Genomic DNA, 13,712 nt, shown 5'->3' on the forward strand with positions numbered 1-13,712 from the left:
TCAATGAAATCATATGTGCTTAACTTTCAGGCACAAATTAAAAACCAAGTGCTTCGACACACTTTGTTTTTTTCTTGTTTATACTTGGAGCGTTTTAACTTAACTGCTTACGAGTAATTAAGTATAATAATGAAATTATTATTAACGCTACTAAGTAGGCCATGAAAATAAAATTATAAAGCGTTGAAATTTCAAGCATAAATTAAAAACCAAGTGGGTCGAAACACTTGGTTTTTGTTATCTATTAAATATTTGTTTCAGAATTATTAGATTAATTTACGTTATCTAATTAAGTCTTGAATTTCTAAGACTTTAGTTACTAACCCTTCATAGAATTCAGGCTCGTGACACACTAAAATAATTGTGCCATCAAATTTCATTAAGGCTTCTTTTAAGACTTGTTTAGCCACTTTATCTAAGTGGTTAGTGGGTTCATCTAAAACTAAAACGTTGTATTCAGAGTTCATTAAAATACTTAATTTTAATTTGGCTTGTTCACCACCAGAGAGTTTGCTGACTCTGTTTTCAATGTTTTCTTTCTTTAAACCTACTTTGGCTAATTCACTTCTTAATTTATATTGGGTTCTGTCTTCTGGAGGGAAGTGGTCGTAAGCGTATTCAAAAGTTGTTTGGTTAGAATCAAACTTGGTTTCTTGTTCAAAGTAACCAAAGGTCACGAAGTCACCAATTTTAATTTCACCACCAATTAGTTTAATTTGGTTAATGATAGATTTCAATAAAGTGGTTTTTCCTAAACCGTTGACCCCAACGATTGCTACTTTTTCTTTTCTCTTAATCAATAAATCAAACGGATGGTTTAATGAGTGGTTGTAACCAATTTCAATGTTAGAAGCATTCACAATTCTTTTGGCTGGCGCGCCATGTTCATAAAATCCAAAGACTGGTTTTTTATCGTCTTTCACGATTTCGATTCTTTCAATCTTATCCAACATTTTTTGCCGAGATTTAGCTCTGGTACTTGTGTTTGCTTTCGCAATATTTTTTGCAATGAAAGTTTCCATTCTTTCAATGTATTTTTCTTGCCGTCTTTGTTCACTCACTAACTTTTCGTGTTGCATCGCATGCACTTTTACAAAGTTATCGTAGTTACCTTTGTAACGTGTTAATTGATAATTTTCAATATGGTAAATAACGTTACTTACTTCGTTTAAGAAGTTCATATCGTGTGAAATTAAGACAAAAGTTTTTTCGTAATTTTTTAAGTAGTCAGTTAATCAAGCAACGTGTTCTTCATCCAAGAAGTTAGTGGGTTCATCTAAGAACATTAGATCAGGTTTTTGTAATAATAATTTACATAATAAAACTTTAGTTCTTTGACCACCAGATAATTTAGACACTAAAGTATCTAAACCAAATTTATCAATCCCTAAACCTCTAGCCACACTTTTGATTTTTTCGTCAATGCTGTAAAAATCACTGTAAGACAATAAGTTTTGGATTTCACCAGCCCGGTGCATCATCTTATCGTATTCTTTTTCAGAAACATCGCCCATCGTCATGTACAAGTTAGTCATTTCAGTTTCTAAATCGTAAAGACTTTGGTATGCTGTTTTTAAAACGTCATACACACTTTGAGTGTCACCTAATTGAGTATGTTGGTCTAAGTAGCCTACAGAAATGTAAGGACTAATATCTAATCTTACTTCATCCGCTTCTAACTCTTTTAAAATAATTTTAAATAAAGTAGATTTACCTTTACCGTTGGCTCCAACTAAACCAACGTGTTCCCCTTCAAAGATTTCTAATTCAGCGTTTTTGAAAATATCTTTATCAATAAAACTATGAGTTAATTCGCTTACTTTTAAAAATGCCATTATCTCTCCTTAATGTAACCTAAATTAAAAACTTTATAGATAGGTAACTCTGTATTTCATTCTCTTAACTTGTTATAAATCACATCCACAAACACTTGTTCAGCGTCGTGACCAATATCCACCATACATAAATTAGCGTTTAGACCATCTTGAAAACCATGTCATTTAACATCTCCCGTTAAAAACATCTGAGTCTTATGGCTTAGCACTTCATTCATCATTGATGAACAAGATCCAGCTCCAATAGCAAACGTGCTTACCGCTTGTTTGTTTTGCACTTGTAAATATCTTCTGGAATTAAAGCATTTATGTTCCACTAAATAATCTATAAATTGTTCCAATTTCATCGGTTCATTTAATGTACCATACACCAAAAATTGCGAAGTTTTAGTAATTTCTTCATCCAATTTAGCAATCGGACTTAAATACTTTTTAAAAATTTGGTAACTTGTACCTTGTAAATCCATATCAAAACAAGTGTGTAAAGCAATATGTAAAATTTGGTTTTCTTGTAAAGCGTTAAACAACTCTACGTTTACCACATTCATTACATAATCATCAGGATTTTCTACATTATTTTTAAACAACGGATGGTGTGTCACAATGACATTACAGTTATTTTCTAACGCCATTTTTAAAGATAACTTATTTAAGTCTAAAGCTACCAACACGTTAGTGATTTCTCCATCTATGTTTTGATCTAAATCATAACTGCATTGGTCTCATGCTTCTGCATGTTCAAATGGATAAAGGTGATTTAAATAATTAACAAGTTCAATTTTTTTCATCTTCTAAAAATTCTTTCATCACTAAATATTCTTGTTTTAACTGAGAACTAATTTTTTCTAAATCAAATCTTTCAATGCCTTTAATTCTTTGTAAGAAATAGGCTTTCTTTACTTCAGTTAAACTTACTTTATTTACTGGACCAACAAATAAATCTACATCATCAAGAATGTTTGTAGTATCAGCCTTGTGGAATTTTAAAATTTCGTAATGCAAACCGGCATCATAAATAATTTCTTCATTATCAATGATATAGTTGTGGTTCTTTAAGAAACTTCTTAATTTATGAACATCATTGTTAGGTTGCACAATGTAATATTGTGGCACTTGGTGTAAATTATTTTCCACGATATTCATAATACTTGTGGCACCCATGCCACTAATAGTTACGTAGTCAATTGCTCTTTTTAAATCTAAATTTTTAAAACCATCATTCAAGACAAAGTCAATTTTGTCTAATAGGTTATGTTTTTGTACATTTTCATAACCATTTTTTAACGGTAACTCGTTCACTTCAATGTTAGTTACCCGGTCAGCTAACCCATTTTCAACTAAGTAAATAGACAAGTAAGCGTGGTCGCTTCCTACGTCGATCACGCTTACTTGATGATTATGAGATTTAATCAGGTTAGCGACAGCTAATAATCTATTTGTCACCTAAAAATCCTGGTCCGAAGAATGATGATAATTTTTTAATTCTTGGCAATTGTTTTAGTCTACGTAAAGCTTTAGATTCAATTTGTCTTGCACGTTCTCTAGTGAAGTCACATTCACGACCAACTTCTTCTAAAGTCATTTGTTTTAGATAAGGTTTTAAACCATATCTCATTCTGATAATTTTTTCTTCTTTTTCAGTTAACACTTTTTCGAAGATTTCGTCGATTTGTTCTAGTAATAATTCCATTTCAGTATGTTCTTCTGGAGATACTACATCGTTATCTTGAACAAAGTCTACGAATTGTGATTCTTCGTCATGTCCGACTGGTTTATCTAAAGATACTGGATCAATGTTTAATTTCTTAATATCACTCACTTTTTTAGGAGTTAAACCGCTAATTGATCCACCCATTTCTTCACATAGTTCTTCAACCGTTGGATCTCTACCCAATTCTTGAACAAGTTTTCTTTCAGCCTTGATTAACTTGTTGATAGTTTCTACCATGTGAACAGGAATTCTAATGATTCTCGCTTGGTCAGTAATCGCTCTCGTAATTGCTTGACGAATTCATCATGTAGCGTAAGTACTGAATTTATTCTTTAAGCTGTAATCATATTTAGTAATTGCTTTTAATAAACCTTGTGAGCCTTCTTGAATCAAGTCTTCAAGGTCTAAACCTCTGTTTAAGTATTTCTTTGCAATTGAAGTTACTAAACGTAAGTTTGATGTGAAGAATTGGTCAGTGGCGTATTGTCTTTGTTCTTCGTCACCTTCTTTAAGTAATCTACCTAATTCTAATTCTTCTTTGTTAGTTAACATCTTAGACTCACCTAAAGTACCTAAGAACGCTTTAACCCCATCATCTACTCTATCGTTAATTGAAGAAGTATAACCTGATTTATTAGCGTTTAATTCATCAGTATCATCAATTCCGTAATCTTCTTTTTTCTTACCGTTTTTAGTTTTCTTAACTGGTTCTTCGTCAGATAATTCAATACCGGCATTGATAATAGTTGTATAAATTTCTTCATATTCATCATCACTTAAAGCAAAGTGAGCAAATGCGTCTTGCACTTGAGACATGTAGATTTTATTTTTATCTTTTTTAGTTTTCTTTGTTCTAGCGTTATTAATTAAAGTGTCTAAAATTTTGTTTGGACCTAAAAGTAATAGAGTGTTTTTACTTGAAGATTCTAAAACCATTTTTTGGTCAAAAGTTTTACTTAAACTATCGTTAAATGATAATTCAGCAATTGATTCAATTTCTGGTTTTTTTACACCTCTTTTGACTACAGGTTCAGCAGTGGTTTTACTACCACCTAGAATAATAGAAGTTTTTTTCTTCTTTTCTTTATGGATAGGTTCGATTCTTTCGGCAACACCTTTTTCAATACCGTGGTCTGTATCTTCAACGATAACAGTTTGAGAAGAAGGTCTACCTCTTCTTGTTTGAACCGTTCTTTCTTTTTTCGGTTTTTCTACAGTTACAGTTTTACCATCAGCAGATTCGTGTGTGACTTTTACACTAGATCTTCTACCAGATCTCACGACTTTAATTCCTTCTTCAGGAATTGCGGTTTCTTTACTTGAAACCTTTTCGGCAGTAGATTTTGTTACTTTAGTTGTTTGTTCAGTAGCAGCTTTTTTAGTTGGCATATTTATCACATTCCTTAATAGTAAAAAAAGTCGTTTGTAGTCAAACTACCCCCGCTTTTTTTAGATACATCTTTTATTATATAATTTTTTTCTACAATATTGAAAATTATTTTATTTTTTTGTTATAATAAAATTTACTTCATTACCTTTAGAATGGTTTTTTTCTTTGTTAATGGTTCATTTAATAGTTGAACATTAGCTAAGAATTCAGTTTCTAATTGCATAGCAATTGGTTTATCACTGTATAAAGTAGCAATTACTTCACCAGCATTTACAAAATCATTCTCTTCTTTATTTAAATAAATTCCAGCATTAAAATCTAATGCTTGACCTTTAGTAAATCTACCAGCACCTAACTTTGCACTAATCATACCTACTTCTTTAGTTGAAGCATAAACTACATAACCAGCTTGTGGTGCTGTAATTTCATGTTTATATTTAGGTTCTCAGAATGTGTTATCTCTAATTTTTTGAGCATCACCATGTTGGTTGTTTACGTAATTTAAGAAACATTCGTAAGCAGCTTTACTTTGTAAAATTTCATCAATTGTTTTAGTTGCTTCAGCAACATTGTTGTTCGGTAAAACGTTTGTTTCTAATAAAATGTCAGTCACAAAACTATAAATCAATTCTTTTAAGTTTGCTGATCAAATTTCGTTTTGTAAGAATTTGACAGTTTCTAACACTTCAATTCTGTTACCTACACATTTACCTAATGGTGTAGACATTTGTGTTAAGTGAATAATAGTTTTTCTGTTGAATCTCTTAGAAATGTCTAAGATGGCTTCAGACAACTCTTCAGCCATAGCTAAATCTTTACAGAAGGCACCGTTACCAACTTTAATATCTAAGAAAATGTAGTCAGTTTCAATTGCCAACTTCTTTGACATGATACTTGCGGCAATTAAACCTACTGAATCTACTGTTCCAGTTACATCTCTTAAAGCATACATTTTCTTATCAGCTGGTACAATTTCCGCACCTTGCATCATTAAGAAGAAGTGGTTTTTATCAATTTGTTCTTGGTAGTGGTGTTCATCATATTCACAGTCTACACCCACTGATTCTAATTTGTCGATTGTGCCCCCAGTAAACGCTAAGCCGCGGCCAGATAATTTAGCGACATCATAGCCTAAGACAGCTAAAATTGGCGCTAAGATTAATGACACTTTATCACCAACACCACCAGAACTATGTTTATCAATTAAAATGTGCAATTTATTAGTTGCCTTAGGATGCATTGTTACCCCAGAGTTCAACATCGCTTTGGTTAAATAATATCTTTCGTCTGCTGTGGTACCTGTTAATCTAATGGCCATCAAGAAAGCTGAGGCTTGATAATCAGGAATTCTATCATTTGTAAATTCTGTTACAAAGTAGTTGTATTCTTCTTCAGTTAACGCTACTTGGTTAACTTTTTTTGTGATCAAATCTAAAATATTCATTTGATACCCTCGTTTCTACATACCTGTTTTCTGCATATAGCAGAAAGTATAAAACTATATTATAACTACAATAATAAATTGAGTTAAGCTTTTATACATCCAAAAAAGAATTATTTTTAGATAAACTACCAAACCCTACATAATTGAAAGATTTTGCTATTTATTTTTTGTGTAGATATAATAAATATCCCGACTTATTTCGTATATTTCAAAGGTTAAATATGAAAACACATTTCTTTCAACCTCTAAGTATCCAAAAACGTCAATTAGTCTCACACTCCTCTTTAATTGCGGGTGGTGGTTTTCTTCTTGTATCGGGATTTTGTTTACTGTACTGGTGAATAGTCCAAACCTACTTTCCTCATATTTTGCACGAAGAAGCCTATTTCTATGCTTCTTTAGCAATCAGTATTAGCTTACTAATCTTGGGAATGATATTAAAACCACTATTATTAAGAAATGCATTCCAGACTGCATGGTGAAAAATTAGTTTAATTTGAGTTCTATATTTATTTGCTTATGTAAGCATCTTAGCACCATTAATTACGATCATTAATGATGCATGAGTAATTTTCATCGCCCTTGGATTTACGGGCATTAGTTTCATAGTAATGGGAGTTATCGGTACCTTCTTTGTTTCTGATAAATTCGCCAATTCTTTAGGCTGATTCTTGTTTATCTTAACAGCTAGCATTTTTGTTATCCAACTAATTTTCTTGTTAGCCATTGGGTTCACTTACCCACATTATGCGACATGACAACTAATTTTTGAAATTGTCTTTAGTGTGGTCACTTTAATCATCACCGTTTTAACTTTCTACAGAATTTCTAAAATGGAAGTAATGTACCAAAACTTAGACGCTCAAAGTAAACCTAAATTAGCCTTTATTTTGGGGTTAGAAATTTTAAATATGTTTATTTGATTGTTCTACTACTTGTTGAACATCTTAAGTTGATTTAGAAATTAGATATAATTCAATAACCTTCGTAATCAATAAGAATTACGAAGGTTTTTTCTCGTTCACTTCAAAAAGATGCTCACGAATATATATATATATATAATCTTAGGCGAATCTACCAATTAGATTCCCAGGTGATTGTATGAGAGTTTATAAAATTAAAACAATGTCTTCCTTAAACCGTATGATAATGGCTAATTCATCATTAGTGTCCGGTGGAGGATTTTTATTAGTATCTATATTATGTTTTATTTATTGAAAAATCATGACAGTAGACTGTGCATGATGCTTACAAACTAATAGTTATATAGAAGTGACTTTATTTGTTAGTATTGCGTTAGTAATAGTGGGTAACTTTTTAAGAATATTTCTTAACAAAAACTTATTGAAAAACTGAGGCAGCATTATTAGTTTATGAATCACTTATTTAGCGATTTATTTTGGAGCAATTGCACCAGTCTGTAGCGCTGCTCCTGACGCATGAATCATTTTTATTGCAATAAGTTTTACTGGTATAAGTTTTTTAGTTACTGGTTGTATTGGCCAATCTAAAATCACGAACAGATGAACTAACAACTTTTGGTGATTTAGTTTCGTTTTTACAGCGAGCCTTTTTGTTCTTGAATTATTTTTCTTATTATTACTGCACGCTAATTACAGTGGCTACGCGCGTTGACAATTAATTTATCAAGTGGTGTTTAGTTTAGTGATGGTAACGATTTTAACCCTTTATTACAACTCCATCTCGCGTTGAAATTTAGCTAAACTAAGAATGATAACAAACGAAAAAAGAAAAGCCCAACTTTTATTAAAGATATATTTTCTTGCAGGATTAGGTCTTTTAAATACGCTGATTTGTGTTATTTACAACACAGGCAAAATTCTTCTATTTATTCTCTTTATTTTTGCACTGGTCAATTCTGCAAGTAGTAACAATTCTACTAGAATTCATTACATATACAGAAGACCTTGATCTGACGAAGAAATCGTTGAATAAATATTACATTATTAAAAAGAATCGTTTATCTCATTACGAGATAAACTTTTTTCTACTTGTTTAACCTGAAATAAAACCAATTTTACAATCAGAACATTTTATGTGTGAGTTTAAATTGCTAGATAAAAATATTGCTTTTTTTGTTTTGGATAGCGTTATGATTTAGGTAGATTAATTGTGATTAATCTAGAGATTATTACAATTCAAGTTTAATTTACATGCTGACACTTTTATGTTTTATTGTCTCAAATTTAAATGACATAAAAGTTTATTCATTTCCTTTCAGTTAGCATAATTGACTTTCTATTTTAATAACTCTTATATTCTTTTTAGAAAGAAATAAATTATGAAACCTAACTTAAGTAAAAAAAACATGAATTATTCTAGGCAGTATCCTTGGTTTGACTGCTGTTACTGCCACTGCAGTGAGCGTACCTTTAACTGTAACTAAACACGTTGAACAACAAAAAACTAATAACTGTATCAGTTTAAGTAAAAACACTTTTACTACAAATTACAAATTAAATTCTAGTCATATTAATTTTGAACAAATGTTGCAAAAGACTAATTTACAGTCTGTTGATAAATACATTAATAATCAAACTAATAATCTTATGGATTCAATGTTAATTGCTAATCCTCATTTATCAAAAACTTATCAACAAAACGCAAAGTACCGTGCAATCGTCAAAGAAAAGGCTTATAAATTAAGTAAATTAGTCTTTGAACACAAGATTAGCATGAACACCTTAATCAAGAATAACATTAAAAAATTTAATAACTTACCAGAAAATAAAAGACAAGCTATTGAACAAAAAATTCATAAGTACCAAGAACAAGAAAAGAAACTACAAACTAAGCGTGCTTTAGCATTGAAACAAAAATATGATGCTGAACATGCATCATATGTTGCGTTTAGTAGTCCTATTAGTTTATTTAGTAACAATTCTAACAATAAACAAAGTTATACAATTAACGAACAAGCCGCTAAGAAAACTAATGCCAGAATGAAAAAGCAGCTAACAATGTTGGCAGCATTTGCTGGCACAATGACTGCTGCTGCGGCAGCTAGTTATATTATTGCTGCCGCTCAATTTACAATCCCTTTTTGAGGATGATTTGTATCGGGTCCTATAACTTTAGCTTCAGCAGTAGCAGATACGGCAGCAGCAGCTATGGGTTGAGTGGCATACAAAGGAATTAATAATATTTATGCTGAAGTTTCGACATTTTTAATTTCTGGTACTAGTGTAACATATTCTGTAAATGATATATTTGCTTTTATAAATGATTTAAATCATTATAAAGGATGAGAAATTGAAAAATTACCTACTCTTCAAAGATGTGTTGAAGTATGTTTGGGAGTAAATGATGCTGATGCGGTATTTAATCTTTCAAGTTTGGAAGCTACCGTGGCAATAGATGTGATTCTTACATTTTTAGATTTAGTTACAGCTTCGATTGGTATAGCTTCCACTGTTATAGCTTTTTAATTAAATATGTACAAATATAAAAATTTTTCTGACATCTATTTCAAAAAAAGAAGCGATTACTTACCAGTAAATAATGAGTTAGATGAAATTAGCAAAGATTGAAAATTCATCCAACCATTTTTAAATAAATATAAAGAAGTTCATGTCATCGATATAAATTACAATGTTCCTTGAAATTTTCATTCTTACACTAATTATTGAGTATGTATAGGTTCGACACAACCTGACGCTATTTTAGGTATAGATTTTATTATCGTACTTTATTATGTTCCTGATTCTCCAATGCTGCCAACTTTAAAATATTGTTCTTTTTATTTAGTTGTTTGTGGTCCTAGTTTAAAATACAATCCCAGAATTGGAACACAATGAAATACAAGCATTGTAATGAGCCCAGCTTCAGCAATTTTTTTTAAAAGACTTGCAATTAGTAGTTATGCAACAGAATTATCCGATTTTTTAATAGCTTGCTGCATGGCTGGTCAAAGAAAAACTCTTAGACTTATTAACAGATACTTTCCTAACTTATTAAAGCAACCAAGTAAACATAAAAATAAAGCTTACTGCAAAGTCAACAATAAATACATTAAAGAAATGAAAAAATTAGGATTATTTCCTGATAAGAATAAAGAAAATTAAATTTTTACTTACTTATGATTAAGTATAAAGATTACAAAGAGATCTATTTCAAACAGAGAAAAGATTTTTATGAAGTAAATCCACAAATGGATGAAATTGCTAAAGATTGAAAGTTTATTCAACCTTTTAAAGAAAAATTTAAAAATGTTCACATTTTAAATGTGCATTATAACGCTCATTGAAACGGTAGATTCTACACAAATTATTGAATTTCTATTGGTTCGAATGAACCTAATGCCATTTTAGGGATTGATTTTATCATTGTGCATTATTATGTACCTAGAGGAGATGTCAGTGATTTAAAATCTACACAAACATTCTTTTTAGTTGAATGTGGACCTAGTTTAAAATATAACACTCGTATAGCCACTGCATATAATACTAGTAATGTTTGTAGTCCAGTTTCAGCACTATTCTTTAAAAGAATTGCGATTAGTAGCTATGCCACCAAAAGATCTGATTTTAATATTTATGGATGCTTTGTTTACCCCAAGCAAACTATTAAAGTTATCAGTAAATACTTTCCTAACTTATTAAAAGAACCAAGCAAACATAAAAATAAAGCCTACTGTAAAGTAAACAATAAATACATTAAAGAAATGAAAAAATTATGGTTGTTTACTGACCAAAATAAAGAATATTAAATCATTATGATTCAATATAAAGATTACAAAAACATTTACTTTAAACAAAGAAAAGATTTTGAAGAAGTTGATTCTGAAATGGACCAAATTGGTAAAGATTGAAAATTTGTTCAACCTTTTAAAGAAAAATTTAAAAATGTTCATATTTTAAATGTTTATTACGATACTCATTGAAACGGTAGATATTATACTGATTATTTATTTGCAATTGGTTCTAACGAAAAAGAAGCTGTTTTAGGTATTGATTTTATTGTAGTTCACTACATGGTTCCGAGAGGAGATGTTAGTGACTTAAAATCAGTGTATACGTTCTTTTTAGTTGGATTAGGACCGAGTTTAAAATATAACACGCGTGTAGATACCAATTTAAATAGTAGTATGGTTTGTAGTCCCGTTTCAGCACTTTTCTTTAAAAGAATTGCAATCAGTAGCTACGCCACAAAAAGATCTGATTTTAATATTTATGGATGTTTTGTTTACCTTAAACAAACTATTAAAGTGATCAGTCAGTACTTTCCTAACTTATTAAAAGAACCAAGCAAACATAAAAATAAAGCCTACTGTAAAGTAAACAATAAATACATTAAAGAAATGAAAAAATTAGGATTGTTTCCTAGCGATATTAAAAAACATTAATTAGTCATTTACATTATGATTAAATACAAAGATTTAAATAATATTAATTTTAAAACTAGAAAAAACTTTGAAGAACTAGACGCAACCATTGATGAAATGTGTAAAGATTTAGAATTTTATAAACCTTTAGTAAATCTTTGCAAAGAAGTCCATATGCTAGACTTACATTACAATGTGGTATGGAATTTTTGCTACTACAATGTGTATTGAATATGCATCGGTTCTAATGAACCCGAGGCTATTTTAGGCATAGATTTCATCATTATACATTATTACATTCCTAGTGAAGATATAACATCTCTAAGAAAACCTACACCTTTTTATTTAATTGAATGTGGTCCTAGTTTAAGATATAAAACCCATAATGAAAAAATTCGTGACGCTAACGCTATTTTTCAACCAATTTCAGCTTTAACTCTTAAAAGATTTACTATCAGTAGTTATGCCACAGAGAAATCTGATTTTTATATTTACTGTTGCTTTATTCGGTTAAAAAGAACCATTAAACTGATCAGTCAGTACTTTCCTAATTTGTTAAAAGAACCAAGTAAATATAAAAATAAAGCTTACTGTAAAGTAAACAATAAATACATTAAAGAAATGAAAAAATTAGGGTTGTTTCCTGACAAAAACTTAAATAATTAAAAAATTACATCATTATGATTAAATACAGAGACTTTAAAGAAATTTATTTTAATAAAAGAAAAGATTTTGAGGAAGTCGATCCACAGATTGATGAAATTGGCAAGGATTGAGCCTTCTTTACACCATTTAAAAACAAATGTAAAGAAGTTCATATATTAGACGTTCATTATAATATAACCTGAAATTTTATGTTATATACAGTTTACTGAGCTAGCATTGGTTCCACCGATCCTGACGGAATTCTTGGTATAGACTTCATTATTATCCGTTATTACGTTCCTAGTCAACCAGTTATGACTTTAAGAAAAACGACTACCTTTTATTTGGTTCAATGCGGACCAAGTTTAAAATGTAATAATAGACCTGATACTAGAGGAAAAGCTAGCATTGTTATTGCTCCTGTTTCAGCTCTTACCTTTAAACGTTTTTCTAATAGTAGTTACTCAACCAGAGCTTCTAACTTCAGTACTTTTTGTTGTTTCACTACAATAAAACATACTATGTTACTAATTGAGCATTACTTCCCTAATTTATTAAAACAACCAAGTAAACATAAAAATAAAGCCTACTGTAAAGTAAACAATAAATACATTAAAGAAATGAAAAAATTAGGGTTATTTCCCACAAATAAATAACTCTAATCTAGATTTTTAATTTTCTTTTAAAAGGATGCATTATGATTAAGTACCAAAATTTAAAAGAATTACACACTTTTACCCGTAAAGACTTTTATCCTATCAATACAAAGTTAGATGAAGTTGCTCAAAGCTGAAGTTTTTTAACTAAATTCTGAACCCACTGTAAAGAAGTCCATGCCTTAGCTGTCCATTATAATGTCACTTATAACTTTCACAAATACACCATGTATTTGATTAGTATTGGGTCTACCAAACCAGATGCAGTATTAGGGATTGATTTCATTATTCTTCACTATTATGTACCCGAAGAAGGTTTACTACCTACTCTAAAAAACTGTTATAGTTTTTATTTAATTATGAGTGGTCCTAGTTTAACTTATAACACAAGAGTGGGAACACCTATGAATGCTAGCATTGTTCTAAACCCTCCTTCAGCTCTTTTCTTCAAACATTTCGATCATAGTAGTTATGCTACAGCTAAATCTCATTTCAATGTCTATTGCTGTTTCTTAACTGCACGGAAAACTGTAAAAGTGCTTAGCCAATTCTGACCGAACTTACTAATTAAACCTAGTCCCTATAAAACTAAATGCTATTGTAAAATTAATAATCGTTACATTAAAAAGCTTAAAAAATTGGGGTTAATGCCCAATCCAACCAATAATTATTAATAAAAAAATCTTT

The 13,712-nt window shown here is 30.2% G+C and carries 14 protein-coding genes; 9 read left to right on the plus strand and 5 right to left on the minus strand.

Annotated elements, in window-relative coordinates:
• Positions 1-281: 281 nt before the first annotated feature.
• The 5 genes from ABWU82_RS01615 to ABWU82_RS01635 all read right to left on the minus strand — a co-directional run bounded on the left by ABWU82_RS01615 (position 282) and on the right by ABWU82_RS01635 (position 6,380).
• Positions 282-1,835: an ABC-F family ATP-binding cassette domain-containing protein gene (locus tag ABWU82_RS01615; RefSeq protein WP_353289767.1), complete on the minus strand. Its 1,554-nt coding sequence runs from the start codon at positions 1,833-1,835 to the stop codon at positions 282-284.
• On the minus strand, positions 1,835-2,623 hold the full coding sequence (locus tag ABWU82_RS01620) for a Nif3-like dinuclear metal center hexameric protein (RefSeq protein ID WP_353289768.1): 789 nt from the start codon (positions 2,621-2,623) through the stop codon (positions 1,835-1,837). The genes ABWU82_RS01615 and ABWU82_RS01620 overlap by 1 nt, the downstream gene beginning before the upstream one ends.
• Complete coding sequence (locus ABWU82_RS01625) at positions 2,601-3,278, minus strand: tRNA (adenine(22)-N(1))-methyltransferase TrmK (protein ID WP_353289769.1); 678 nt, start codon at positions 3,276-3,278, stop codon at positions 2,601-2,603. The genes ABWU82_RS01620 and ABWU82_RS01625 overlap by 23 nt, the downstream gene beginning before the upstream one ends.
• Entirely contained in the window at positions 3,268-4,935 is a 1,668-nt protein-coding gene (locus tag ABWU82_RS01630; RefSeq protein WP_353289770.1) for an RNA polymerase sigma factor, read from the minus strand. Before ABWU82_RS01630 ends, ABWU82_RS01625 begins: the two co-directional genes overlap by 11 nt.
• A 134-nt stretch (positions 4,936-5,069) precedes the next feature.
• On the minus strand, positions 5,070-6,380 hold the full coding sequence (locus ABWU82_RS01635) for a thymidine phosphorylase (RefSeq protein ID WP_353289771.1): 1,311 nt from the start codon (positions 6,378-6,380) through the stop codon (positions 5,070-5,072).
• A 368-nt stretch (positions 6,381-6,748) separates the two neighbouring features.
• On the opposite strand from ABWU82_RS01635, the gene ABWU82_RS01640 reads away from it, so the two are divergent.
• The 9 genes from ABWU82_RS01640 (at position 6,749) to ABWU82_RS01680 (ending at position 13,699) form a co-directional block, all read left to right on the plus strand.
• Entirely contained in the window at positions 6,749-7,348 is a 600-nt protein-coding gene (locus ABWU82_RS01640; protein WP_353289772.1) for a hypothetical protein, read from the plus strand.
• 133 nt (positions 7,349-7,481) lie between these two features.
• Entirely contained in the window at positions 7,482-8,336 is an 855-nt protein-coding gene (locus ABWU82_RS01645; RefSeq protein ID WP_353289773.1) for a hypothetical protein, read from the plus strand.
• A gap of 401 nt (positions 8,337-8,737) precedes the next feature.
• On the plus strand, positions 8,738-9,829 hold the full coding sequence (locus ABWU82_RS01650; protein ID WP_353289774.1) for a hypothetical protein: 1,092 nt from the start codon (positions 8,738-8,740) through the stop codon (positions 9,827-9,829).
• 6 nt (positions 9,830-9,835) lie between these two features.
• Positions 9,836-10,465 carry a hypothetical protein gene (locus ABWU82_RS01655; protein ID WP_353289775.1) on the plus strand — a complete coding sequence of 210 codons (630 nt, stop codon included), beginning with the start codon at positions 9,836-9,838 and terminating at the stop codon, positions 10,463-10,465.
• 14 nt (positions 10,466-10,479) lie between these two features.
• Positions 10,480-11,109, plus strand: coding sequence for a hypothetical protein (locus tag ABWU82_RS01660; RefSeq protein ID WP_353289776.1), 630 nt, complete (start codon positions 10,480-10,482; stop codon positions 11,107-11,109).
• A 6-nt stretch (positions 11,110-11,115) separates the two neighbouring features.
• Positions 11,116-11,745 (plus strand): hypothetical protein, encoded by a 630-nt coding sequence (locus ABWU82_RS01665; RefSeq protein ID WP_353289777.1) that lies wholly within the window; start codon positions 11,116-11,118, stop codon positions 11,743-11,745.
• Positions 11,746-11,760: 15 nt separating this feature from the next.
• Complete coding sequence (locus ABWU82_RS01670; protein ID WP_353289778.1) at positions 11,761-12,390, plus strand: hypothetical protein; 630 nt, start codon at positions 11,761-11,763, stop codon at positions 12,388-12,390.
• A 14-nt stretch (positions 12,391-12,404) separates the two neighbouring features.
• Positions 12,405-13,025 carry a hypothetical protein gene (locus ABWU82_RS01675; RefSeq protein ID WP_353289779.1) on the plus strand — a complete coding sequence of 207 codons (621 nt, stop codon included), beginning with the start codon at positions 12,405-12,407 and terminating at the stop codon, positions 13,023-13,025.
• A 41-nt stretch (positions 13,026-13,066) separates the two neighbouring features.
• Positions 13,067-13,699: a hypothetical protein gene (locus ABWU82_RS01680; RefSeq protein WP_353289780.1), complete on the plus strand. Its 633-nt coding sequence runs from the start codon at positions 13,067-13,069 to the stop codon at positions 13,697-13,699.
• The last annotated feature ends 13 nt before the right edge of the window (positions 13,700-13,712 follow it).

This window comes from Ureaplasma ceti, from assembly GCF_040369755.1.
Lineage (GTDB): Bacteria > Bacillota_I > Bacilli_A > Mycoplasmatales > Mycoplasmoidaceae > Ureaplasma > Ureaplasma ceti.